We start from the raw sequence: 24153 nt of genomic DNA on the forward strand, positions 1-24153 counted from the left end.
CCGTTTTCGTTTTGGGTCTCGTCGGCGCGGTCGGCACACCCCTCTCCCCGCCTGCTGGGCGAGGGGATACTCGGCAATCCGGTTGCGGGGACGAAAAAACTATCCCTCCAGCCGTTGTCCCAACCGTCCGGCCAGATCCTGAATGAACTGGAACGCGGTGCGCCCCGAGCGTGAGCCGCGAGTGGTGGCCCATTCGAGCGCCTCAGCCCGCAGACGCTCCGGCTCCACGTTCAGGCCGTAGCGATCCACGTAGGCGGAAATCATCGCCAGATACTCGTCCTGGCTGCATTTGTGGAAGCCGAGCCAGAGGCCGAAGCGGTCGGAGAGCGAGACCTTCTCCTCCACTGCCTCGCCCGGATTGATCGCCGTGGAGCGCTCGTTCTCGACCATCTCGCGGGCGAGCAGGTGGCGGCGGTTCGAGGTGGCATAGAACAGCACGTTGCCCGGCCGCCCCTCGATGCCGCCGTCGAGCGCCGTCTTGAGCGACTTGTAGGAGGTGTCGTCGGCATCGAACGAGAGGTCGTCGCAGAACACCAGCCAGGGATGCGGATCGTTCCGGAGCAGGCTCATCAGCTCGGGCAACGCCTCGATGTCCTCGCGGTGGATCTCCACGAGCTTCATCGGCAGGCTGCCGTCGGGCCGGCGGGCGTTGATCTCGGCATGGGCCGCCTTGACCAGCGAGGACTTGCCCATGCCGCGCGCGCCCCAGAGCAGGGCGTTGTTGGCCGGCAATCCGCGGGCGAAGCGCTCGGTGTTCTCCACCAGGGTGTCGCGGGCCCGATCGATGCCGGTGAGGAGACCGATCTCGACCCGATTGACCCGCGGCACCGGGATCAGCCGCCGCTCGGGCCCCCACAGGAAGGCGTCGGCGGCATTCGTATCCACCTTCGGGACGGTGGGCGGGGCGGCGCGCTCCAGGGCTGCGGCGATCCGCTCCAGAAGCGGCAGGAGATGCGGGATCGGGTCGGCAGGCGTCGGCTCTGAGGCCATGATCTCGGGTCCGGTTGCGGCGGAGGGCGGCCGCCCTCGCTGAGGTGGCGCCTTGTAGGCGAAGGCCGAAAGAAAGGGGAACCGCAACGGCACGGGCCCGGATGCATCGCCCGCCGTTGCTTTCGAATCGCCCGTCGCTATAGTCCGCGCGCTTTCCGGCAGGTCGGTTCTGCCCTGCCGGTCCTGGCAAGTCTCTTTTTGGCAAGTCGCTTTCGGCAAGCCGATTTTGACAAGCCCGTCGTCGCAAGGCACCGGTCCCGCCGGGCCTCACGGGCCGTCTGCCCTCGATCAGGAGTTTCTCGCGTTGATCACCCCCGCCTTCGCGCAAGGAGTCGGTGCCGGAAGCGGCGCGGATGTCGCGTTGCAGTTCGTGCCCTTCGTCCTGATCTTCGTGATCATGTATTTCCTGATCCTGCGCCCGCAGCAGCGCCGGCTCAAGGATCACCAGAACATGGTGAAGAACGTGCGCCGCGAGGATACCATCGTGACCACGGGAGGCCTCGTCGGCCGTGTCACGAAGGTCGCGGACGACGCCACCGAGATCGAGGTCGAGATCGCCCCGAACGTCCGTGTGAAGGTGGTGCGCACGATGATCTCCGAGGTTCGCGTCAAGGGCGCCCCGGTCAAGGCCTCCTGAGAGGTCACATGAGGGTGTCGGCGCACAGGCCCGGCACCTTTCGGTAAAACCAGTCGGAACCGGGCGGATGCTGCGCTTCTCGAGAACCAAGATCGTCGCGACGCTCGCCGTCATCCTGATCGGCCTCAGCCTCGCGGTGCCGAGCTTCATCCCGGCCGACAGCCGCAAGGCCTTCATGGCCTCGCTGCCGTCGTGGTTCCCGAGCTGGATCATCCCGCAGCGGGCGATCGTGCTCGGCCTCGACCTCCAGGGCGGCTCGCAGATCCTGCTGGAGATCGACCAGCCCGACCTCGTCCGCTCGATGGTCACCGGCCTGCGCGACGACGTGCGCCGCATCCTGCGCGAGGCCGCGGTCTCGCCCGACGGCGGCATCCGCGTCATCAACCGCGGCGTCGAGCTGCGCATTCCCGATGCGGCGGCCCGCGCGAAGGTGATGCCGAAGCTGCGCGAACTCGCAGCGCCCATCAACAACCCGCTGGCCGCCGGCGGCCAGACGCTGACGGTCAACGAGGCCGAGAACGGCGCGATTCAACTCGTCCTCACCGAGGCCGGCATCAACGACCGCACCCGCCGTGCGGTCAGCCAGGCGATCGAGGTCGTGCGCAAGCGCATCGATTTCGGCGGCACGAAGGAGCCTTCGATCCAGCAGCAGGGCGCCAGCCGCATCCTCGTCCAGGTTCCGGGCCTGCAGAACCCGCAGGAGTTGGAGGACCAGCTCGGCAAGACCGCCAAGCTCGAATTCCGCATGCTGGCCGATTCGCCCTCTGGCGACGTCGATATGCTCGCCTCCAAGGACGAGGGCGGCGCCAAGGTGCCGGTCGAGCGCCGGGTCATGGCCGACGGCAGCGATCTCACCGACGCCCAGCCCGCCTTCGACCCACAGACCCACGAGCCGATGGTGAGCTTCAAGTTCAACCTGCGCGGGGCCCAGCGCTTCGGTCAGGCGACGAGCGAGAATGTCGGCCGGCGCATGGCGATCGTGCTCGACAACGTGATCCAGTCGGCCCCGGTGATCCGCTCGGCGATCACCGGCGGCACCGGCCAGATCACCGGCAACTTCACCGTCAAGGACGCCAACGACCTCTCGGTGCTGCTGCGGGCCGGCGCCCTGCCGGCCAAGCTCACCGTCGTCGAGCGCCGCGTCGTCGGCCCCGGCCTCGGCCGCGATTCGATCGAGGCCGGCAAGCTCGCGACCCTGGTCGCGGGCGGCCTCGTCATCGCCTTCATGTTCGCAACCTACGGCACCTTCGGCTTCATCGCCAACATCGCGCTCATCGTCCACGTGGGACTGATCCTCGGCCTGATGTCGGTGCTGGAGGCGACGATGACGCTGCCGGGCATCGCCGGCATCGTGCTCACCATCGGCACGGCGGTCGATTCGAACGTGCTGATCTACGAGCGCATGCGCGAGGAATCCCGCTCAGGCCGCTCCCTGGTCTCGGCGCTCCAGGCCGGCTTCGACCGGGCCTTCGCCACCATCATCGACTCGAACTCGACCATGGCGATCGCCGCCCTGCTCCTGTTCTTCATGGGCTCGGGCCCGGTGAAGGGCTTCGCCGTGGTGTTCATCCTCGGCATCCTCACCACCGTCATCACCGCCGTGACCCTGACGCGCATGATGATCGCGGTGTGGTACAACTGGTTCCGGCCGAAAGCCCTGCCGTTCTAGGGACGCCGCCGCCTCGTTCCCGGCGCGGCCTGCCCGCCGCGCAAGAGCTGAAATCTCAGGGGATGCGCTCGGAGCGCCCCCTTCGCTTCGAGACCGACCATGCGCCTGCTTCGCCTCTGGCCCGACGAATCGCATTTTGACTTCATGCGGTTCCGGCACGTCACCTTCCCGCTCTCGGCGGTGATGTCGGTCGTGACGCTGGTGCTGTTCATCACCGTCGGGCTCAACTACGGCATCGACTTCAAGGGCGGCACCCTGGTCGAGCTTCAGGCCAAGGCCGGCCGGACCGCGGACGTCGCCGAGATCCGCCACACCGCCAACGGCTTCGGCTTCGGCGAGACCGAAGTGCAGGAACTCGGCGGTGAGGGTCAGGTGCTCGTACGCTTCCCGCTCCAGGCCGGCGAGCAGGGCCAGACCGCGGTGATGCAGAAGGCCCATGCCGCCTTCGACGCGGGCTATGATTTCCGCCGCACCGAGACGGTGGGGCCGCGCGTCTCGGGCGAGTTGGTGCAGTCCGGCACGATCGGCGTCGTGCTCTCGGTGCTCGCCGTGCTGCTCTACCTGTGGTTCCGCTTCGAGCGGGAGTTGGCGCTCGGCGCCATCGTCGGCACCCTGCACGACATCGTGCTGACGGTGGGCGTGTTCATCATCACCCGCATCGAGTTCAACATGACCTCGATCGCGGCGATCCTCACCATCGTCGGCTACTCGCTCAACGAGACCGTGGTGGTGTTCGACCGGACCCGCGAGCTGATGCGCCGCTACAAGACAATTCCCGTCGTCGAGCTGCTCAACCTCTCGATCAACTCCACCATGTCGCGCACGGTGATGACCTCGCTCTCCACCACCCTGTCGCTCGTGGCGCTGGTGCTGTTCGGGGGCGAGGCGATCAAGGGCTTTGCCGTGGTGATGCTCTGCGGCGTGGTGATCTGTACCTACTCCGCGATCTTCGTCTCGACCCCGTCGCTGATCTATATCGGCCTGCGCCTGTCCGGCGCGAAGGCGTCGCAGCGCGAGTCCGGCCTGCCGCAGGCGGCCGAGTAGGGCGCGACGTGCGGCGGAGCGTGGGACAGCGATCCGGGACGTCTTTCTTCGCCCCGGCGGCTGAGAGGAGCGCCCACGCCCCCGACATCCGGGACGGAATGCGGGCGAGCGGAGGCATGGCGTGAGCGAGGGACGGGTACCGGGTCAGATCCATGACGGCTTCCTGCCCGGCCGCCACGGCATCGACGCCTACGGCAATGGCGGCTTCCGCTTCGGGCAGATGTCCCACCGGGGCTCGATCCTGCTGCTGCCCTCCGGCGTGCGCGCCTGGGAGGTGAACGAGCCCGGCGGCATCGACGGCACGAGCCTCGGCCCGGTTCTCGCCGAGGCCGAAGCGATCGAACTACTTCTGATTGGCACCGGCGCCGAGATCGTGTTCCTGCCCGAGTCTTTGCGCCAGCGCCTCAAGGCCGCAGGCATCGGCCTCGACACGATGCAGACGGGGGCGGCGGCGCGGACCTACAACATCCTGATGGCCGAGAACCGCAAGGTCGCGGCCGCGCTGATCGCCGTCTAGAGCCGTATCCGGCCTGATTGCATTGGGCCGGCGTCTCTAGTCTTTGTCATGACGCGCATCCCGACGAGCCGGTAACCACTTCGTCGGAATGCGCTCTCAGTTCCGAACGCCGCGTGAGCCCCGCTCCATGACGCGCCCCGAGACCCGAACCGAGACGAGCCCGGAGGCCGGCAACGGCGGGCTGGCCTTTGCCTTCCGGCACTGCGAGGAACTGGTGCGCGCGAGCGACCCGGACCGCTACTTCGCGGCTCTGTTCGCGCCCGCGGCCTTCCGGCCGCACCTCTTCGCGCTCGCCGCCTTCAGCCTGACCATCGCCCGCGTCCGCGAGGCGGCCTCGAACCCGATGGCGGGGGAGATCCGCCTGCAATGGTGGCGCGACGCGCTTCAGGGGGAGGCACGGGGCGACGTCCGGGCCAATCCCGTCGCCGCGGCCCTCGACGATGCGATCGTCACGCGCCGCCTCGGACGCCAGCCCTTCGTCGATCTGATCGATGCCCGCGTCTTCGACCTCTACGACGACCCGATGCCGCGGGTGAACGATTTGGAGGGCTATTGCGGCGAGACCGCCTCGGCGCTGATCCGCCTCTCCGGACTGGTGCTCGCCGACGGGGCCGAGCCCGGCGGCGCGGCCGCCGCCGGCCATGCGGGCGTCGCCTACGGGATCACCGGCCTGCTGCGGGCTCTGCCGTGGCACGCGCGTCAGGGGCAGGTCTACCTGCCCGGCGACCTGCTGCGGCAAAATGGAGTTACGCGCGAGGACATCGTCTCGGGCCGCGGCGGACCGGGACTGGTCCGCACCTGCACCGAATTGCGGGCGCTGGCACGGCGCCACCTCGCCGCCTACGAGGCGGCCCGCGGCACCATCGCTCCGGCGGCGCGCGCCGCCTTCCTGCCGACGGCTTTGGTCGAGCCCTATCTCGCGGCGATGGAGCGGGCCGGCTACGATCCGCTCAACAGCGTGATCGAGATCCCCCGCTGGCGCCGCCTGTGGCGGCTGTGGCGGGCGGCACGCACGGGGCGATAAGAATTCTCAGACGCACACGGAGGCTCCTCCCCGCGAGGGGGGAGGAGTTTGGTGGGGCGTGGCGTCAGCGCGCCTTCTTCGTCAGCTTCTGCGCGATCTCGAACATCTCCTCCGGCGCATAGTCGGGCGCGAAGGCCGAGGGGATGCCGGTGAGCTGGTGGATCTTGCCGCCATCGGGCATGCCCTCCACGATCTCGAGTTCGCCCGGCGGATCGCCCGGCAGGGCGTGCTCGCTGCTGTTCCAGATCCCGGCGATGTCACGGTAATCGTTCGGGCTCCAGGTGTAGAGCCGGCGGTGCGAGCCCTCCTGCAGGTACTTCTGGCACTCGGGAATCTTGTCGAGGTTGATGTTCGGGGTCGGCAGGAACTTGTCGAGATCAACCCCGGTGATCTGCTTGAGCGCCAGTGCGTAGGCGTGGGCGTGGACCGAACCGCGCACCAGCAGGTAGCCGCACACTTCGCGTCCGGTCGGGTCGGACAGGGTCTCGTAGACCCGCAGCTTATGCAGCCGAGCGCCGCATTCGAGGTGGAAATTGTGCAGCAGATCGACGACGACATTGCCCGTCGAGGTGATGAAATCGTTGTTCCACGAGGCGCCGTTGCTGTTGATCGGCGCCGCACCGCCGCCGTTCGACAGGAAGGCCGCTGCGAGGCGAATGTCCTTCATGTCCTCGAACGGCGCGCCTGAAATGTCGCCCCCGTCCGTCTCGTCACCGTCGTTGTCGGGCCCGTTGTTGAGCATGGCCACGCCGTTGCTCACGAGTTCGACGTGGCCGAGTTCTTCCGCCGTGATGCTGGAGACGAGGCTGTAGAACGGCTTGAGCTTGTCCTTGCTACGGAAATTGAAGCTCTGGAACATGTAGTTCCCGAGCGTGGACATCTCGCCGTATTTGCCGCCCAGCAACTCCTGCAGCGCGGCGGCGGCGTTCGGATCCTTCCGTTTCGGTGCGGGAAGCTCAGCCTGGAGCTTGTCGACGCGCATGAACATGTGAGGGCCTCTCGGTGATGCCGGTCGTCGCCGGAACGTGCCCCACACGGATGCCCGAACCACCCGCAGCCGAGGGCGGCCCGGTGATCGGGAGTTCGGCAGGGCACTGGGACGTGTTGCCGGAACCGCGGTTCGGATGGGTCTGTTCCCGAACTCTTCGAAGCCGGCCCCTGCCGTCGGCCCGGTCATCGACGCCGCGTTACGATGCGAAAAAGCGTCACCCGACAAAGTTCGATTGCGAGGTGGATTGAATACATGATGCCTTGCGTTGAGCAGGCTAGACGGCTCTGTTAGCACCCTGTGCCAGAAGGTCCCGGCGGAAGATCGGGGCTTGGGAGGAGGGCAAGGCCCGTGACACCCTGGAATCAGGTCTACGATCCGTTCGGGAGCCAATGGCTCTCGACCTTCATGGCGTCGCTGCCGGTCATCGCTCTGCTCGGCATGATCGCGAGCGGCAAGATCAAGGTCCACATCGCCGCCATCCTCGCCCTGATCGTCGCCTTCCTCGTGGCGGTGGTCGCCTTCGGCATGCCGACCGACCTCGCCGTCCGGGCGACCCTCCTCGGCGTGGTCACGGGCATGTTCCCGATCGGCTGGATCATCCTCAACGTCATCTTCCTCTACCGGCTGACGGTGGAGAAGGGCTGGTTCGCCATCCTCCAGCAATCGGTGGCCGGCATCACCGAGGACCGGCGCATCCAGCTCCTGCTGGTGGCCTTCGCCTTCGGCGCCTTCTTCGAGGGCGCCGGCGGCTTCGGCACCCCGGTGGCCGTCACCGGCGCCATCCTGATCGGGCTCGGCTTCTCGCCGCTGGCCGCCTCCGGCCTCTCGCTGATCGCCAACACCGCGCCCGTTGCCTATGGCGCGCTCGGTGCTCCGGTGCAGGGCTTGGCCTCGGTGACGGGCTACGACCCCTACATCCTCGGCGCGATGATCGGCCGTCAGCTGCCGTTCTTCTCGGTGATCGTGCCGTTCTGGCTGATCTGGGTGTTCGCGGGCTTCCGCGGCATGATCGCGATCTGGCCTCCGATCGCGGTCTGCGGCATTTCGTTTGCCGCGGCGCAGTTTCTGATCTCGAACTACATCAACCCCTGGATCGTCGATATCGGCGCCTCGCTCGTCTCGATGGCCGCCCTCGTCGCCTTCCTGAAGGTGTGGCGGCCGGCCCAGATCTGGGCCTCGCCTGCTCTGCGCGGCCACGACCCGTCGGTCGGCTACGGTCAGCCGCGTCCGGCCTCCCTCGGCGCGGGCGTCCCCGGCGATCTGCCCAAGGCGCATGTCGGCGGCCGCACCGCCTCGTCGAGCGAGATCTTCATGGCCTGGGTGCCGTGGATCATCCTCTCGATCATCGTGGCGATCTGGGGCACCGGCTGGTTCAAGGGCATCGTCAACCCGATCTTCTCGTGGAAATACGAGGTGCCGGGCCTACACAACATGATCATGAAGGTGCCGCCCGTGGAGGCTGCGCCGAAGGCCGAAGCTGCGATCTTCAACTTCACCTACATGTCCTACACCGGCACGGGCGTGCTGTTCGCCGCGATCATCTCCGGCATCATCATGCGCTTCTCGCCGGTCCGCCTCGTCACGGCGTATTTCGAGACGATCTGGGTGCTGCGCTACTCGCTCATCACCATCGCCGCGATGCTGGCGCTTGGCGTGCTCACCCGCTACGCCGGCGTCGATGCCACGCTCGGCCTCGCGTTTGCCGGCACGGGCATCCTCTACCCGTTCTTCGGCACGCTGCTGGGCTGGCTCGGCGTCGCACTCACGGGTTCGGACACGGCCTCGAACGTGCTGTTCGGCGGCCTGCAGCGGATCACCTCCGAGCAGCTCGGACTGTCGGGCATCCTCATGGCCTCGGCGAACTCGTCCGGCGGCGTGATGGGCAAGATGATCGACGCCCAGTCGATCGTCGTGGCCTCGACGGCGACGGGCTATTTCGGCCAGGAGAGCAAGATCCTGCGCTTCGTGTTCTGGCACTCGATCGTGCTGGCCTGCCTCGTCGGCGGCCTCGTGATGCTCCAGGCCTACGTCTACCCATTCACCGAGATGGTGATCCACCCGGCCGCCACGGCACCCGCCGCGCACTGACCGGACGGATCGAAAGTACGCGAAAAAGCCCGCCCCGAGCGCTCGGGGCGGGCTTTTTCTTGGGCTAGAGCATCGTCCCGAAAGGTGGCCACCGGCTTTCGGAAAAGACGATGCAAAAACAAAAACCTAGAGCATCGTTCTGGATCCGATATCCAGGACGATGCTCTAAGTTAGCGTGGGCCGGGCGCATCCGGCTTAGCGACCTCGACCGGCGGTACCGTCCTCGCGAGCCGGCCCTCCTCGGCGCGGTGAACGTATTGGCTCGCCACCAGCCAGCCCTTGAAGAAGCGCAAGGGGAGGGTGCAGGCGATCAGCACGACGGGCAGGGTCAGGGCGAAGTGGAGCCAGACCGGCGGGTCGTAGGTCAGTTCCAGCCACAGGCCGAAGGCGACGGCGGGGATCGCCGTGGTCATCATCACGAAGAAAGCGGGGCCGTCGGCGGGATCGGCGAAGGAGAAGTCGAGCCCGCAGGCGTCGCAGCGCGGGGCGATGCTCAGAAACCCCTTGAACAGGTGTCCCCGGCCGCAGCGCGGGCAGGCGCTGCGCGCCGCCACGGAGAGCGGCGCCTGGGGCTCGTACCGGGTCTCGGTCCGAATCGGGTCACGGGTGTCGGTCATCACGGTCTCCTGGCGAGGCAACCGACGCCCGCAGCGATGGTTCGCCAGCGCCCCGCAGGCCACCCATGCGGGACCGGGTGGATTTTTTCGAGCCGAGTTTTTCTCGACAGCCCCGGATTAAACGGCGACGACAGGGCGTTTATGATCTCACGCGCGAAAGCATCCTGCGAAATGTTTTTCCGCCGCCTCCGCCGCGACAGCTTGAGCGACCTTCCCGGTCTCGAAACCGGGCGGCTGGCGATTGCGCCACTTGGCGCGGGTGACGCGCGGGCCGTGCACGCGCTCACCGACGATCCGGCGATCACCGGCGCGGTCGACTTCCTCGCCAACCCCTTCACCCTGGCTGATGCCGAGGCGCTGATCGCCTCCGGCCGGCACGGGCGCGACCGCTTTCTCGGCGCCTGGAGCCGTGAGCCCGCTGTCCCGCTCGTCGGCGTCGTCGGCACGCATCTGCGGGGGGAGGGCGCGGTCGAGATCGGCTACTGGATCGGCGGGGCCGCCCGCGGACGCGGCTTCGGGACGGAGGCGGTCTCCGCCATCGTCGGCCTGCTGCGCCGCCGCTTTCCCCGCCGGGCGATCGTGGCCGAATGCCGCCCCGGCAACGTCGCCTCCTGGGGCCTGTTGCACAAGATCGGCTTTCGCGAGACCGGCTCGGAGGGGCACCGCCCCGGCCGCCGCCAGCTCGTCCTCGAAGGCGCGTGACGCGCCAAGCTGTCCCGACCGGGGATGGACCAAAGACCGGGAAGCGGTCGATCTCGAATCGGCTTAAGATCGGCGCATGGGCCCTCGCCGGCCGGTGCCGGCGCGCCGGAAGACATGATCGCGATGACGGCCAGCGCACAATCGGATATCGGCGGCCACCCCGACGCAGTGGCTCCCCTGGAAGGCGGACAGGCCCTGCGCCTCTTGATCGTCGACGATCACCCCCTGTTCCGCGAGGCGCTGGCGAGCGCCATCGCGCTCGCCTTTCCCGAGGCCGTCTTGCACGAGGCGGATGGCATCGGCACGGCCTGCGAGACCTTAAGCCGGAACCCCGCCATCGACCTGACGCTGCTCGATCTCTCGATGCAGGGCGTGACCGGGTTCGAGGGGCTTGCCGCGATCCGCACGTGCTTTCCCCGCGTCCCGATCCTGATCGTCTCCGGCGTCACCGATCCGCGCATCATGCAGGAGGCCCTGCGCCACGGCGCGGCCGGCTTCGTGCCGAAGGCCGTCGACAAGGCGACCCTGACCCGGGCGATTTCCGAGGTACTCGGCGGCGCCCTGTTCATGCCGCCCGATCTGGCTGCCGCGCCGGCCCCGGCGCGGGGCGGCGACAAGGCGCCGATCGCCGAGCGGGTCGCCCGCCTGACCCCGCAGCAGATGCGGGTGCTCGGCATGATCCGCCAGGGCAAGCTCAACAAGCAGATCGCCTACGAGCTGCAGGTCGGCGACTCGACGGTGAAGGCTCACGTCTCCGAGATCCTGCGCAAGCTCGAAGTCATCAGCCGCACGCAGATCGTGATCGAGACCGCCTACGTCGATTTCGATCAGGCGGGCGGGGGGTTCTGAGCCACGCGTTACGCGAACCGTTTCGCGGCGACGACGCACAGCACCACCCCGGCGGCGACCGCGATCATCGCCCCCTCGACCGGCTCGCCCAGCAGCAGGCCGGCGAGCGCAAGGCCGAAGAAGGGCTGAAGCAGCTGCAATTGCCCGGCCCCGGCGATGCCGCCGAGCGCCAGCCCGCGATACCAGAACACGAAGCCGACCAGCATGCTGAACACCGAGACGTAACCGAGCCCGGCCCAGGCCGGCAGGCCGATTCCGGTCCATGAATCCGGCAGGGTGGCGAGCGCCAGAACGGCCATGGCGGGCGCGGCCAGCACGAGCGCCCAGGAGATGACCTGCCAGCCTCCGAGCCGGCGCGACAGGCGGGCGCCCTCGGCATAGCCGAGGCCGCACAGCAGGATCGCTCCCAGCATCAGCCCGTCGCCCGTCAGGTCGGCGCCATCGCTGCGCGCCAGAGCGAAGCCCGCCACCAGCACGCTGCCTACGATCGAGAAGAGCCAGAAGGCGGGCTTCGGTCTGTCACCGGCGCGCAGCAGACCGAACAGGGCGGTCGCGAGCGGCAGCAGTCCGATGAAGACGATGGAGCGGGCCGAGGTGATGTGACGGAGCGCCAGCGCGGTGAGCAGGGGAAAGCCGACCACCACGCCGAGGGCCACCACGGCGAGCGGCCCGAGATCGCCCCGCGCCGGCCGCTTCTGCCGCAGCAGAGCCAGCAGCGCGGCGCCGAGCCCGGCGGCGATCACCGCGCGCGAGGCGGTGAGGAAGAGCGGAGTGAAGCCGCCGACCGCCGCCCGCGTCGCCGGCAGCGAGCCGCTGAAGATGAGCACGCCGAGGAGGCCGTGGCCCCACCCCTCCCAGGATTGTTTGCCGGTCTGCTGCATCGTCCGTCCTCGAAACCGGCCCGAGGATAAGGCGGCCGGCCCTGGCGGTGACAGGTACGGTTCCGTACAGTTACGGCCGAACTGTATGGCTGCTTGCACCCGCACGGATGATGCGTGACATGATGGAGGAGGCGGGCGGCCGCACCGGGGCGGTGATGGCGGCGATCCGCAAGAGGCTCGCCGCGCGGGTGCTGGCGCCGGGGGAGCGGCTGCCCTCGATCCGGCGCTTCGCCGCCGCGATGCAGGTCTCGCCCTCGACCGTGGTCGAGGCCTACGACCGGCTGGCGGCGGAGGGGCTGATCCGGGCGCGTCCGGGCTCGGGCTTTTTCGTCTCCGGGCCGGTCTCGCCGCTGGCGCTCACCGAGGCGGAGCCACGGCGCGACCGGGCGATCGATCCGCTCTGGGTCTCGCGCCAATCGCTCGATGCCGGGCCGGAGATGGTCAAGCCGGGCTGCGGCTGGCTTCCGGCCGCGTGGATGCCGAACGCGGCGATCCGCCGGGCGGTGCGCGGCCTCGCGCAGGCCGGGGACGCGGTGCTGACCGATTACGGCGCCACCCGCGGCGCACTCACCCTGCGCCGACACCTCGTGCGCCGGCTGGCGGGGGAGGGGATCGAAGCCGGGGCGGACCAGGTGCTACTCACCGCCTCGGGCACGCAGGCCATCGACCTGATCGGCCGCTTTCTCCTGCGGCCCGGCGACACGGTGATCGTGGACGATCCGTGCTACTTCAACTTCCAGGCCCTGCTGCGCGTCCACGCGGTCCGGATCGTCGGGGTGCCGTACACGCCGACGGGGCCCGACCTCACGGCCTTCGCCGCTTCGCTCGCCGAGCATCGCCCGCGCCTCTACGTCACCAATTCGGCGCTCCACAACCCGACCGGCGCGACGCTCTCGCCGCAGACCGCCCACCGGCTCCTGACGCTCGCGGCAGCGCACGACCTGACCATCGTCGAGGACGACATCTTCGCCGATCTGGAGCCCGAGCCCTCGCCCCGGCTCGCCGCTCTCGACGACCTCACCCGCGTCATCCGCATCGGCAGCTTCTCGAAGACGCTCTCGGCCTCGATCCGCTGCGGCTTCATCGCCGCGCGCGCCGACTGGATCGAGGCCCTGGTCGATCTTCAGGTGGCGACGAGCTTCGGCGGCCCGAGCCCGGTCGCCGCCGAGATCATCGCCGGCACCCTCGCCGACGGCAGCTACCGCAAGCATCTGGACGCCTTGCGCCGCCGCCTGTCACGGGCGCGCCGGGAGGCCGCCGCCCGGCTCGGCTCGTTCGGCATCACACCCTGGATCGTGCCGCGCGGCGGCTTCACCCTCTGGTGCCGCCTACCCGACGGGTACGACGCGGCGGCTCTCGCTCGCGCCGGCCTGGGGCAGGGTCTGGTGCTGGCCCCCGGCAACGTCTTCAGCGTCTCGCAGACCGCCTCCGGCTTCATGCGCTTCAACGTGGCGCAGATGACCGATCCGCGGGTCTACGACGGGCTCGCGCGGGCGATGGAGGAGACGAAAACCGGTATCCTGACCCAGCCCTCACCGTGAGGTGCCCGCGTCATCGGGCCTCGAAGGGGTTTCCAGCAGCCGCGCGATGGCTGGAGGCCCCTTCGAGGCCGCTTCGCGGCATCTCAGGGTGAGGCGGTGGGTCGGAAGGAGCAGGCAAAACCCTACGGCGACAGCTTGTCGATCAAGCTTTGGATCTGGCCCGGCAGCGGCATGCCGTCCTGTCGGCTGTAGAGATCGCGCAATTGCCGTCCGATGTCGGAGAGAGACATCGAGCCCTTGATGATGAGCCGGTCGGCCTGGGCGCCCAAGCTCTCCTTCTCCGAGGCGGTGATCTCCTTGGCGGTGAGCACCACCACGGGGATGCTGTCGCCGTCCGGGCGGCCGCGGAGGGCCCTCAGGAAGGCGAAGCCGTCCATCACCGGCATCATCAGGTCGAGCAGGATCAGGCTCGGGCGGACCTGATCCAGGCTCTCCAGGGCGAGGGCGCCGTTCTCGGCCTCGCGCACCTGCCAGCCGTCGCGCTGCAGCGTGCGGCGCACTCGGTCGCGGGCGTCGGCGTCGTCATCGACCACGAGCACGCTGCCCTCGCGGTCCACGGGGCGGTAGCGCTCCATCGTATCCTTGAGCGCCCCCCAATCGATCGGCTTGACCATGTAGTCGGTGGCGCCGAGCACGTGGGCGAGGCTGAACTCGTTGACGACGCTGGTGATGATGACCGGCGTGTCGGCGATGTCGGGATCGGTGCGGATCGCGTGCAGCACCGCCCAGCCGTCCATGCGCGGCATCTCGATATCGAGCAGGATCGCCCGCGGCTTCAGCGCCCGGGCCAAGGTCAGCCCGGCCCGCCCGTCATTGGCGGTGCGCACGCGGAACCCCTCGCGTTCGAGGAAGCGCTGGAGCAGGTCGCGGGCGGCCGGATCGTCGTCGACGAGCAGCACCACGTCGTGCAGATGCGCCTCGCCGTCGGTGATCTCCTGCACGCGGGCGGCGACGCTTTCCGCCTCCACCTCTTCCTCGTAGGCGGCGAGTTCGGCCGGAAGGCGGATCGTGAAGGTCGCGCCCTCGCCGAAGGTGCTCTCGACGCCGATCGTGCCGCCCATGCGCTCGACGAAGGCGCGGGTGATGGCGAGCCCGAGGCCGGTGCCGCCGAACTGGCGCGTGGTCGATTCGTCGGCTTGAGAGAAGCGCTCGAACAGCCGGCCGATCTGCTCGTCGGTCAGGCCGATGCCGGTATCCGAGACGGAAAAGCTCAGCCAATCGGCGCCGTCCTTCCGCTGGCGCCGCACACCGAGGATGATCTCGCCGTCCTCCGAGAACTTGGCGGCGTTGCCGATCAGGTTGATCAGCGACTGGCGCAGCTTCAACTGGTCCTGATGCATCGCGCCCAGATCCCCCTCGAAATCGAGGCGGAAGTGGTTGCGCTTCTTCGTGATCAGGCTCTGCGTGGCGGCCGTGACGTCCTCGATCAGGGACACGACATCGAAGGTCTCCGCCGCCAGGGTCAGGCGACCGGCCTCGATCTTGGAGATGTCGAGGACATCGTTGATGAGGCCGAGCAGGTGGCGGGCCGAGGACTCGATCTTGCGCAGGTCCGGCAGCAACTCGGCCTGGCCCAGATCCTCCAGCTCCTCGCCGAGCATCTCGGAATAGCCGATCACCGCCGAGAGCGGCGTGCGCAGCTCGTGGCTCATGTTGGCCAGGAACTGGCTCTTGGCGAGGTTGGCGGCCTCCGCCGCGGCACGGGCCTGCTCGATCGCAGCCTCGGCCTCCTTGCGGGCGGTGATGTCGATGTTGAGCCCGACCCATTCGCGGATGGAGCCGTCCTCGGCGAGCACCGGCACGCCGCGCACCTCCATGTCGCGCCAGACCTCGTCGTGGCGGCGCAGGCGGTACTCGACCTCGAACACCTTCACCCGCTCGACGCATTCGGCCCAGACCTCGGCGACGCGCGCCCGGTCATCGGGATGGATCACGTCGATCCAGCCCCAGCCCTGATAGGCCTCGTCGCCCTGGCCCGTGTAGGCGGCCCAGCTCGGCTGGGGCGGCATCAGTTCGCCTTGCGCGGTCGTGTTCCAGATCACGGCGGCCGACGCATCCACCAGTGCGCGGAAGCGCTGCTCGGAATGGCCGAGCGCGTCCTGCGCGAGCCGCGTCTCGGTGACGTCGGTGTTGGTGCCGTACCAGCGCACGATGCTGCCGTCCCGATTGCGGACCGGTTCGGCCATCGACAGGAACCAGCGGTAGCGGCCGTCCCGGCCGCGCAGGGGGAAGGTGTCCTGCCACGATTCGCCCGCCGCGATGCAGGCGACGAAGCGCGCGGCGGCGCGTTCGAGATGATCCGGGTGGTGCAGCTTGCGCCAGCCATGGTCGGCCATCTCGGCCGGCGTCGTGCCGGTGTAGTCGTACCAGCGGCGGTTGTACCAAACGAGGTTGCCGTCGGCCTCGGCGATCCAGGCGAGTTGCGGCAGCGCGTCGGCGAGATTGCGGAAATCGGCCATGGTCGGCCCGGTTTCCGGCACCTTCCCGTCCTGTACGGTCACGGTGATGTCTCCCGTCCTGTCATCGTCGTCTTGACGTCGTCGTCTTGGCATCGCCCCGACCGGTGTGGCCGGCTTTCGCTCGGATGCGAAATCACAAGTCAGCGGCGCAGCCGGTTGCCGAGAACGAAGCCGAACAGACCCATCAGCACGATGCCCGCCGCCCCCTGCAATCCGACCAGCAGGTTGGTGACGCGCCCCAGCGGCTTTACCCCGATCTCTGGCGGGTTGGCGGTCATCATGTTGAGCGCGCTGTAGCTCACGAGATCGAGCGGATTGTAGGTCGGCGTGTTCTCGCCCTCGTGGAAGAGCCCGCCCGTCGCCCCGTAGGCCCCGGCGAACAGAAAGATTCCGACGAGGAAGGCGCGGGCGATCCGCGACAGGCTCTCGCCGTAATCGCACAGCCACTCGACGAAGCGGTCGGCGATCCAGCGGTAGCCGTCGCTCAGCGTCCCTCGAACATCGCGGGCGAGAAAGGCCTCGCGGGTGCGCACGCCGGCGTGGCGGCGGCCCATGCGGCGCCCGCGCTTGTAGGCCCAGCTCGCGCCCTCGGGGCTGCCGATGCTCTGAAGGTTGCGCTCGAGCGCGAGATAGCTCGCCTGCGCGGCCTCGTACTCGCCGGCCGCCTCTTCGCCGACCATGCCGCCGATCTGCTCGACGGAGAGCCGCACACCCTCCAGCCACGCTCCGGCAAAGCGCGCATGGCGCAGCTTGCACGTCGTGAGGTCGAGCCGCACGAGGCTGGTGCGGGAGAAGTCGGCCTCCGACAGGTCCGCCCCGTCGAGCCGGGCGCCGGAGAAGTTGGCCCCGCGCAGCCGCGAGCCGACGAGCCGCGCCTTCTTCAGGCTGGCACCCTCGAAATCCGCCCCGGTGAGGTTGCAGTCAGAGAGGTTGGCCTCGTCGAGTCGGGCCCTTCGGAACACGGAATCGTCGGCATCCGCCCCGGTGAAGTCGGTGCCCCAGAGGTCGGCGCCCTCGAAGCGGGCGCCGTCGAGCAAGGCTTTGTCGAGCCGGGCGAAGCGCATGGTCGCGCCCGAGAAATCGGCATCCTCCAGCATTGCCTCGCGGAAGGAAGCCTGCCCGCCGGCGACTCCGGCAAAGCGCGCGCCGCTGAGGTCGGCGCCCGCAAAATCCGCCTCCTCCAGGCAGGCACTCGCGAAGCCGGCCGAGCGCGCGAGGGTTCCGGCGAGCGAGGCCCGCCGCAGGTTGGCCCCCGACAGGTCCGTCTCTTCCAGCCGGGCATCGGCGAGGTCCGCCTCCGCCAGATCGAGCCCGCCCGCGCCCTTCACCCACCAGCGCGGCGGAGCCTGCGGGTCGATCCGTGAACTCAGGGTCGCGCGTCCGAGCGCGAGCCCGGCGAGGTCGTCGCGGTCCCTGATCGAGAACGGCGCCTCACGCCCCGCGAGATGCGCGAGCAGCGCCGTGACGCGCGGGTCGCCGCTCTCCGCCCCGCCATCCCGCACCGCGTCCGCCCCGCATGATCCGCCCTGGCGCACCCCTTAGCCGTGCGGGGCCGAGCGAGACAAGGCGACGAAGATGACAAGGGATACGGATTGCGCGCGGGCCCATGACACCGCAACGGCTTTCCGCGCGTTAGGTCGCGGAGCGCGTATCGGCGCGAGTAAGGGGTTTCGGGCGTGTCGGGAAAAATCCTGCTGGTGGAAGATCACGAGGAGATCTGGGACTTCCTGTCCCGCCGGCTCAAGCGCCGCGGCTACGAGGTGGTGCTCGCCCATGACGGCGAGGCGGGCGTGCAGCAGGCCCGCGCCGCCCAGCCCGACGTGATCCTGCTCGACATGAACCTGCCGATCCTCGACGGTTGGTCGACCGCCCGCGCCCTGAAGGCCGCGACCGACACCCGCGCCATCCCGATCATTGCGCTCACCGCCCACGCCATGTCGGGCGACCGCGACAAGGCGATCCAGGCCGGCTGCGACGACTACCACCCGAAGCCGATCGACTTCCCCAAGCTGCTCACCCAGATCGGCGCGGCGATCGGGGCAGGGGATTGAGGCCTCCGGCCCGCCCCACCGCTCCTAACGATCCATCACCCGAACGGGCCCGGTTGCCCATGAGGACGCCATGACCACCGATCCGGTCACCACGCGGCTCCTGCGGCAGGCGCTGCCGGTGGTGACGACGCTCGCCTCGCTGCTGCTGGTCGTGACGCTCGCCAGCGCCCTGTATTTCGGCCGCGACATCCTGGTGCCGGTGGCACTCGCCATCCTGCTGAGCTTCGTCCTCGTACCCGCCGTGAGAGTCCTTCGGCGTGTCCGGGTGCCACGGGTGGCGGCGGTGCTGCTGGTGGTGGTGCTCGCGTTCGGCCTGCTCGGGGCGATCGGCAGCCTGATCGCCCGCGAGGCGGCACAGCTCGCGACCGATCTGCCGCGCTACTCGCTGACCCTGCGCGACAAGATCACGGCCCTGCGCGCCGCCACCGCCGAGCGCGGAAGCCTGTCGGACACCTTCTCCGGCTTCTTCGACATGGCCGAGGAGATCGGCAAGGAGTTGCAGCCGCCCGCCGCGAAGACCGAATCCGAGACGAGTGCGGCGCTCGGCACGGCGGGGCGGCCGATGCAGGTCGAGATCCATGCCCCCCGCACCGGCCTGCTGACGACGCTCGGCAGCGTGGCGGGCGGGGTGCTGCATCCGCTGGCGACGCTCGGCCTCATCCTGCTGTTCACGATCTTCATCCTGCTCCAGCGCGAGGATCTGCGAAACCGCGCGATCCGGCTTGCGGGGTCGAGCGACCTTCGCCGCACCACCGCGGCGATCGACGACGCCACGAGCCGGCTCAGCCGGTTCTTCGTGGCGCAGCTCATCCTCAACGTCGCCTTTGGCCTCGTGATCGGCGTCGGCCTGTGGTTCATCGGCGTGCCGAGCCCGATCCTGTTCGGGGTCATCGCCGGCATCTCGCGCTTCGTGCCCTATGTCGGCGCGGTGATCTCGGCGGTGCTGCCGCTCGCCATCGCCGTGGCCGTCGATCCCGGCTGGTCGATGGCGATCCAGGTCGCGATCCTGTTCCTGATTGTCGAACCGATCGCCGGCCACGTCGTCGAGCCGCTGCTCTACGGGCACTCGACCGGCATCTCGCCAATTGCGGTGATCTTGGCTGCAACGATCTGGACCTTCCTGTGGGGACCGATCGGCCTTCTGCTCGCCACCCCGCTGACCGTCTGCCTCGTGGTGCTCGGCCGCCATGTCGAGCGATTGTGGTTCCTCGACGTGATCCTCGGCGACCGCCCGGCGCTCGGCCCCCAGGAGATCTTCTACCAGCGCATGCTGGCGGGCGATCCGGCCGAGGCCATCGACCAGGGACGGCTGTTCCTGAAGGAGAGGGCGCTCGTCACCTACTACGACGAGGTCGTGCTTCCGGGCCTACGCATGGCCCAGGAGGATGCGGCACGCGGCATGCTCGACCGGGAGCGGCAGGGCGAGGTCGGTGCCGGCTTCCGCACGGTGGTCGAGGCGCTGGGGCTGGCGCGCAAGCGCGGCATGCCGCGGCGCTCGCGCAAGCCCGTCGGCGCCGAGGCCGAGGCCGCCTTCGCCGCGGTGGGGCCGGACCGGCGCGCGGCCGGCATCGTGCTCGGCCCCGACGACCTGGCGCCGGCCTGGCGCGGAGAGGTGCCGGTCCTGTGCGTGCCGAGCGGGGGCGCCTTCGACGAGGCCGCGACGTTGATGCTCGCTCAGACGCTCTCCCGCCACGGGCTCGGGGCGCGAGTGGTGCCGGGCGACGCGCTACGGAACGGTCTGCCCGAGGGCGAGCGCCCGGCGATGATCTGCTTCTCCTATCTCGACCCGATCAGCCTGTCGCAGATCCGCCTGACCATCCGCCGCGCCCGCAAGGCCGCACCGGGGGCAACCATCCTCGTCGGCTTCTGGCGCGAGCGCGATCCGGCTTCCCTCAGCCGCCTGCGCCGGGCGATCTCCGCCGACCTGCTCGTGACCTCGCTGAGCGACGCCCTCGACGCGGCGCTGGCACGGGCGCGGACCGGGAACGCTGCTCCGGCCTCGCCCCGGCTCCGTCAGGCGGCGGAGTAGGGCAGGCCGGGGCGGCACTTCGTCAGGACAGGGCCACCAGAGCGACGCCCGCGATCATCAGCGCCCCGCCGAGAAGGCGCGTGATGCTCGCGGGGTGGACGGCGAAGCCTTCGAGCCCGAAATGGTCGAGCGTGATCGAGGTAACGACGCCCGCGGTGACGAGAAGGCCGAGGAAGGACGCCGCGCCGATCCGCTGCGCGACGAAGAGCTGGGCCAGGATGACGCCGGCACCGAGCGCACCGCCGAACCATGCCCAGACCGGTGTCTGACCAGCCTGCTGAAGGCTCGGCAGGTGCAGCCGCCCGCTCGCGAGGCCGATACCCAGCATGGTGACGGTGCCGACCAGCATCGACACGAGCCCTGCCGCGAAGGGCTGCGCGCCGAAGGATTTCGCGAGTTGCGTGCTCTGGCCGGGCTGCACGGCCGTGGCGATGCCGGCAAGCAGGGCGATGCCGTAGAGGGCGATCATCGGTTCGGGTTCCTGCGGCGAGCCGCGATGAGGGGACCGGCTCCCGCGCGATCCGTGGATGACTCCTCGAAGCCTCCGTTGAAGGCTCCTTTTGCCGAGGCAGGATGCCCGGGAAACCGGGGCCGACCCGCCCCGTTCCGTGGTGCGAGACCATCAGCCGCGGTTCATCAAGCGCAGCTTATGCAGGCGCAGCGCCGCGCGGAGTCCGCCTTCCGGCACCTCCCATCGGCTTTCCTGGAGCCCGTCCGTGCCGCCCGTTTCCCCCACGCCGTCGCGCCTCGACACCCTCATCGCCATCCCCGTGCGCAACGAGGCCGAGCGGATCGCCCGCTGCCTGACGGCGATCGACCGGCAGACCGGCTTGGCGCCAGGGCGGCTCGGCCTCGTGCTGTTCCTCAACAACTGCACCGACGACACGGCGGCGATCGTCGCCGGTCTCGTGCCGGCGCTGTCGATTCCCGTCCGGGTGATCGAGCGCGTTCATGCCGGGGCGCATGCGGGCTGGGCGCGCCGCGCGGCGATGGGCGCGGCGGTCGCGTGGCTCGAAGCGGAGGGGACGGCCTCCACGACGGCGACGCTCCTGACGACCGACGCCGACAGCATCGTGCCTCCGGACTGGGTCGCGGCCAACCTCGCCGCCCTGGAAGCCGGCGCCGACGCGGTCGCCGGACGGGTCGAGCTGATCCCGGAGGAGGCGGCCCTGCTGCCGCCCTCGCTGCCCGCCCGCGGCCGGCTGGAGGACACCTACGACGCGCTCATCACCGAGATGGAGGCGCGCATCGATCCCGATCCGCACGATCCCTGGCCCTGCCACCGCACCACCATCGGCGCTTCGCTCGCCGTGCGGCTTCCTGCCTACCGTGATGTCGGCGGCATGCCGGAAATCCCGCTCGGCGAGGACGGCGCCTTCGTCGGTGCCCTGCTCCAGCGGGGCTTTCGCGTACGTCATGACCGGGCGGTGCTGGTTCTGATCTCGGCCCGCCTCACCGGCCGCGCGGCCGGCGGGGTCGCCGACACGATCCGCTCCCGCTGCGAGGAGCCCGACGCCCTGTGCGACGCGCGCATGGAGGCGGTGCCCCGCGCGCTTCACCGCTACGTCTGGCGGGCACGGCTGCGCCGCCTTCACGACGAGGGCCGCCTCACCCGCGATCTCGCCTGGGCGCGGCGGCTCGGCATCCCTGAAGGCGAGGCTCGCCGCATCGCCGCCCTGTCGCGGGTCGGCGAGATCGTCGCGGCGGTCGATCGCGCCAGCCCGCGCCTCGCCTACCGCCCGCTGATGCCGCGGCAGCTCCCCGGCCAGATCCGGTTCGCCCGCCTCGTCCTGCCGCTGCTGCGCGCGGGCCTGCGGCTGCGCCGGTCGGCACCGTCCGCACGCCCGGTCGCCCCAACGGCCACCGCCGACGCGTAAAGTCCGCGATCCCAAAGGGGTCACCCCTTTGGCGGGGCGCCTGGGCAGCGCCCCGGCTCACCCACCACCAGGGCTCCGCCCTGGACCCGCGAAAGGGATGATCCCTTTCGAAACCCGGATTTCAGGCCTCGTCGCGTGTCGGGCCGAAGATCGGCTCGAAGGCGGCGCGCAGCGCCATGTCCACCTCGGGCAGACTGACGATGCGGCCGAGGTCGGCCAAGCTCGTCACGCCGTGCTCGCGCACGCCGCACGGCACGATGCCGGAGAAGTGGGCGAGGTCCGGCTCGACGTTGAGGCTGATGCCGTGCAGGCTCACCCAGCGTCGCACCCGGATGCCGATCGCCGCGATCTTGTCCTCAACGGTCGGCCCCTTGTCCGGCCGCCGCACCCAGACCCCGACCCGGTCCTCGCGGCGCTCAGCCCGGATGTTGTAGGCGTCGAGCGTCGCGATCAGCCACGCCTCCAGGCTCGCCACATAGGCCCGCAGGTCGGGCCTGCGCCGGTTGAGGTCGAGCATCACGTAGGCGATGCGCTGGCCGGGCCCGTGATAGGTGTACTGCCCGCCCCGGCCCGTGCGGTGGACGGGGAAGCGCTCCGGCTCGACGAGGTCAACGGTCTTGGCCGAAGTGCCCGCCGTGTAGAGCGGCGGATGCTCCAAGAGCCACACCAACTCGTCCGCCTCGCCCCGGGCGATCGCGGCGGCGCGGGCCTCCATCTCGGCCTCCGCCTCCTGGTAGTCGATAAGGCTGTCGGTTACGCGCCAAGCCACCGGCGGTGCGTCCGCGCACGGCAGGAATGTCGCGGGTGCGATCGAAAGCCGGGAAGCGGGTGCCGTGAAGGAATTGTTTACCAAGACTTCACCATCGCGTGCGGAAGGTTTTCCGGGCTTTAAGAAACGGAGCATCCGCGCGTGGCGGTCCTGGACGAATTGCAGGTCGATCTCAAGGTCGTGCTGGGGCGCAGCCACATGCCGCTGCACATGCTGCTGCGCATGGGCCGCGGTGCGGTGATCGAGTTGGAGGCCACCGAGACCGACATGGTCGAGATCCTCGCCAACGACCACCCCATCGCCCGCGGGCAGATCGTGGTGACCGGCAACCGCATCTCCGTAGAGGTGACCGAGCTGATCCGCAAAGCCGAGGTCGTGCGCACCCCCGGCGTGACCATCGGCGAGGGCGCCGTGCCGATCCTCGACGATGCGGGCACGATGCCCTGAGCGGATTTCGAGGCGGCAAAACGCGAAGAAGCGCATCCGGCGCTTGTGCAGGCCCCGGGCATCTGTTATCCGCTGCGCCGCCCACACAAGACACCGGCCGCCACAAGCGGCACGGCGGCAAGGGCGGCCATGGCGGAATTGGTAGACGCGCTAGCTTGAGGTGCTAGTCCCGCGAGGGGTGGAGGTTCGAGTCCTCTTGGCCGCACCAACCTACTTCCTGTTGGAAGTCATAAGGTTGGTCTTTACAATGGGTTGATGAAGACCGCGCTTTTACACAGCGGCTTCACGCATGACCCTCATGACAGCCTGATCGTGGAAGCACCCGAAGACCGGGACCTACTACCTGCGCCAGCGCACGCCACATGACCTTCTCTACAGCGTGAAGGGTCAGAGCGTGGCTCTTCCGGTGGGCGATGCCTTCTCACCGTAATGGTCGGTGACGCCATCCAAGCTTCCCTCCTGACCACGGACATAGCCGAAGCTCGAAGCCGCCGCTCGGTCGCTGATGGAGCTTTTAAGCGGTTCTGGGAGGCCCAGCGGAAAGGGCCGACACGGCTCAACCAACGACAGATCACAGCCCTTGGCGGCTTAGCCTACCGGGAGTGGGTCCACGCCATGGCTGATGAGCCGGGGCCGTCAGGCGTCTATGCCGAGGTTCTGCGCCTTCACGCGACGTGGAGGGCGTTCATCCCAGTGCCATCAACCGGAACGACCTCGTGGCCGTCAGGTCCGTGTTCGCCTGGGCCTGCGGGCTTCACGGTGGAAAGCTGTTGCTATCGAAACCGGTCACGGGCGAGAGCCCGGAGGAGCCCAAGAGGGTCGCCAAGCGGGAGCGCACGTTCCGGGACGGTGAGGTGGCTGCGATCCTCTCAGCGGCCTCAGCGGTCGGCCTAACGCACGAAACCCCACCTTCGCCGCTGCTCGTCGTTGGTGCCCGCGGCTGGCCGCTGACCTGACCGGCTGGCTTTGGA

General features: G+C 69.2%; 21 protein-coding genes and 1 tRNA gene. 14 read left to right on the forward strand and 8 right to left on the reverse strand.

Translation table 11 applies throughout. The features are described 5' to 3' along the window. Window positions 1–99 precede the first annotated feature (99 nt). On the reverse strand, window positions 100–990 hold the full coding sequence (locus MKK50_RS23410; RefSeq protein ID WP_499025579.1) for an ATP-binding protein: 891 nt from the start codon (window positions 988–990) through the stop codon (window positions 100–102). 304 nt (window positions 991–1294) lie between these two features. On the opposite strand from MKK50_RS23410, the gene yajC reads away from it, so the two are divergent. The 5 genes from yajC to MKK50_RS23435 all read left to right on the forward strand — a co-directional run bounded on the left by yajC (window position 1295) and on the right by MKK50_RS23435 (window position 5881). Further along, complete coding sequence (gene yajC, locus MKK50_RS23415) at window positions 1295–1627, forward strand: preprotein translocase subunit YajC (protein ID WP_253369590.1); 333 nt, start codon at window positions 1295–1297, stop codon at window positions 1625–1627. A 67-nt stretch (window positions 1628–1694) separates the two neighbouring features. Beyond that, window positions 1695–3296, forward strand: a complete 1602-nt coding sequence (gene secD / locus MKK50_RS23420; RefSeq protein WP_253369592.1) for a protein translocase subunit SecD — start codon at window positions 1695–1697, stop codon at window positions 3294–3296. 99 nt (window positions 3297–3395) lie between these two features. Then, window positions 3396–4340, forward strand: coding sequence for a protein translocase subunit SecF (secF, locus tag MKK50_RS23425; RefSeq protein WP_499025581.1), 945 nt, complete (start codon window positions 3396–3398; stop codon window positions 4338–4340). Between the two features lie 121 nt (window positions 4341–4461). Next, window positions 4462–4857: an Mth938-like domain-containing protein gene (locus tag MKK50_RS23430; RefSeq protein ID WP_499025582.1), complete on the forward strand. Its 396-nt coding sequence runs from the start codon at window positions 4462–4464 to the stop codon at window positions 4855–4857. A gap of 127 nt (window positions 4858–4984) precedes the next feature. Next, window positions 4985–5881 carry a phytoene/squalene synthase family protein gene (locus MKK50_RS23435; RefSeq protein WP_499025583.1) on the forward strand — a complete coding sequence of 299 codons (897 nt, stop codon included), beginning with the start codon at window positions 4985–4987 and terminating at the stop codon, window positions 5879–5881. A gap of 64 nt (window positions 5882–5945) precedes the next feature. Here the strand turns inward: MKK50_RS23435 and MKK50_RS23440 are convergent, their stop codons facing one another. Then, window positions 5946–6869: a manganese catalase family protein gene (locus MKK50_RS23440; RefSeq protein WP_253369600.1), complete on the reverse strand. Its 924-nt coding sequence runs from the start codon at window positions 6867–6869 to the stop codon at window positions 5946–5948. A 351-nt stretch (window positions 6870–7220) separates the two neighbouring features. On the opposite strand from MKK50_RS23440, the gene MKK50_RS23445 reads away from it, so the two are divergent. Further along, entirely contained in the window at window positions 7221–8960 is a 1740-nt protein-coding gene (locus MKK50_RS23445) for an L-lactate permease (RefSeq protein ID WP_253369602.1), read from the forward strand. A 170-nt stretch (window positions 8961–9130) separates the two neighbouring features. Here MKK50_RS23445 and MKK50_RS23450 read toward each other — a convergent pair whose 3' ends face one another. Next, window positions 9131–9577 (reverse strand): DUF983 domain-containing protein, encoded by a 447-nt coding sequence (locus MKK50_RS23450; protein ID WP_253369603.1) that lies wholly within the window; start codon window positions 9575–9577, stop codon window positions 9131–9133. Window positions 9578–9748: 171 nt separating this feature from the next. Here MKK50_RS23450 and MKK50_RS23455 point away from each other — a divergent pair, with 171 nt between their 5' ends. Both MKK50_RS23455 and MKK50_RS23460 read left to right on the forward strand, forming a co-directional pair. After that, window positions 9749–10279, forward strand: coding sequence for a GNAT family N-acetyltransferase (locus tag MKK50_RS23455; RefSeq protein ID WP_499025585.1), 531 nt, complete (start codon window positions 9749–9751; stop codon window positions 10277–10279). A gap of 114 nt (window positions 10280–10393) precedes the next feature. After that, a complete protein-coding gene (locus MKK50_RS23460) occupies window positions 10394–11128 on the forward strand; it encodes a response regulator (protein ID WP_499025587.1) in 735 nt (244 codons plus the stop codon). An 8-nt stretch (window positions 11129–11136) separates the two neighbouring features. Here MKK50_RS23460 and MKK50_RS23465 read toward each other — a convergent pair whose 3' ends face one another. Next, window positions 11137–12009 carry a DMT family transporter gene (locus MKK50_RS23465; protein WP_499025588.1) on the reverse strand — a complete coding sequence of 291 codons (873 nt, stop codon included), beginning with the start codon at window positions 12007–12009 and terminating at the stop codon, window positions 11137–11139. A 119-nt stretch (window positions 12010–12128) separates the two neighbouring features. Between MKK50_RS23465 and MKK50_RS23470 the strand changes: the two genes are divergently transcribed. Then, window positions 12129–13550 carry an aminotransferase-like domain-containing protein gene (locus MKK50_RS23470; RefSeq protein WP_499025767.1) on the forward strand — a complete coding sequence of 474 codons (1422 nt, stop codon included), beginning with the start codon at window positions 12129–12131 and terminating at the stop codon, window positions 13548–13550. 122 nt (window positions 13551–13672) lie between these two features. On the opposite strand, the gene MKK50_RS23475 is transcribed toward MKK50_RS23470, so the two are convergent. Further along, window positions 13673–16009: a response regulator gene (locus MKK50_RS23475; protein WP_301288743.1), complete on the reverse strand. Its 2337-nt coding sequence runs from the start codon at window positions 16007–16009 to the stop codon at window positions 13673–13675. A 140-nt stretch (window positions 16010–16149) separates the two neighbouring features. Then, window positions 16150–17511: a pentapeptide repeat-containing protein gene (locus tag MKK50_RS23480; RefSeq protein ID WP_499025589.1), complete on the reverse strand. Its 1362-nt coding sequence runs from the start codon at window positions 17509–17511 to the stop codon at window positions 16150–16152. Window positions 17512–17685: 174 nt separating this feature from the next. On the opposite strand from MKK50_RS23480, the gene MKK50_RS23485 reads away from it, so the two are divergent. After that, on the forward strand, window positions 17686–18060 hold the full coding sequence (locus MKK50_RS23485; RefSeq protein ID WP_060771448.1) for a response regulator: 375 nt from the start codon (window positions 17686–17688) through the stop codon (window positions 18058–18060). A 70-nt stretch (window positions 18061–18130) separates the two neighbouring features. Then, on the forward strand, window positions 18131–20089 hold the full coding sequence (locus MKK50_RS23490; RefSeq protein ID WP_499025590.1) for an AI-2E family transporter: 1959 nt from the start codon (window positions 18131–18133) through the stop codon (window positions 20087–20089). A gap of 22 nt (window positions 20090–20111) precedes the next feature. On the opposite strand, the gene MKK50_RS23495 is transcribed toward MKK50_RS23490, so the two are convergent. Beyond that, window positions 20112–20558 (reverse strand): DMT family transporter, encoded by a 447-nt coding sequence (locus MKK50_RS23495; RefSeq protein ID WP_499025591.1) that lies wholly within the window; start codon window positions 20556–20558, stop codon window positions 20112–20114. Between the two features lie 247 nt (window positions 20559–20805). Here MKK50_RS23495 and MKK50_RS23500 point away from each other — a divergent pair, with 247 nt between their 5' ends. Then, a complete protein-coding gene (locus MKK50_RS23500; RefSeq protein ID WP_499025592.1) occupies window positions 20806–21966 on the forward strand; it encodes a glycosyltransferase family 2 protein in 1161 nt (386 codons plus the stop codon). A gap of 121 nt (window positions 21967–22087) precedes the next feature. Here MKK50_RS23500 and lipB read toward each other — a convergent pair whose 3' ends face one another. Beyond that, complete coding sequence (lipB, locus tag MKK50_RS23505; RefSeq protein ID WP_499025594.1) at window positions 22088–22819, reverse strand: lipoyl(octanoyl) transferase LipB; 732 nt, start codon at window positions 22817–22819, stop codon at window positions 22088–22090. 57 nt (window positions 22820–22876) lie between these two features. Between lipB and MKK50_RS23510 the strand changes: the two genes are divergently transcribed. Further along, window positions 22877–23182, forward strand: a complete 306-nt coding sequence (locus MKK50_RS23510; RefSeq protein ID WP_253369623.1) for a FliM/FliN family flagellar motor switch protein — start codon at window positions 22877–22879, stop codon at window positions 23180–23182. A gap of 123 nt (window positions 23183–23305) precedes the next feature. Beyond that, window positions 23306–23390, forward strand: a tRNA-Leu gene (locus tag MKK50_RS23515). Window positions 23391–24153 lie beyond the last annotated feature (763 nt).

Origin of the sequence: Methylobacterium sp. J-043, from assembly GCF_022829505.1 — a bacterium.
GTDB lineage: Bacteria > Pseudomonadota > Alphaproteobacteria > Rhizobiales > Beijerinckiaceae > Methylobacterium > Methylobacterium extorquens_A.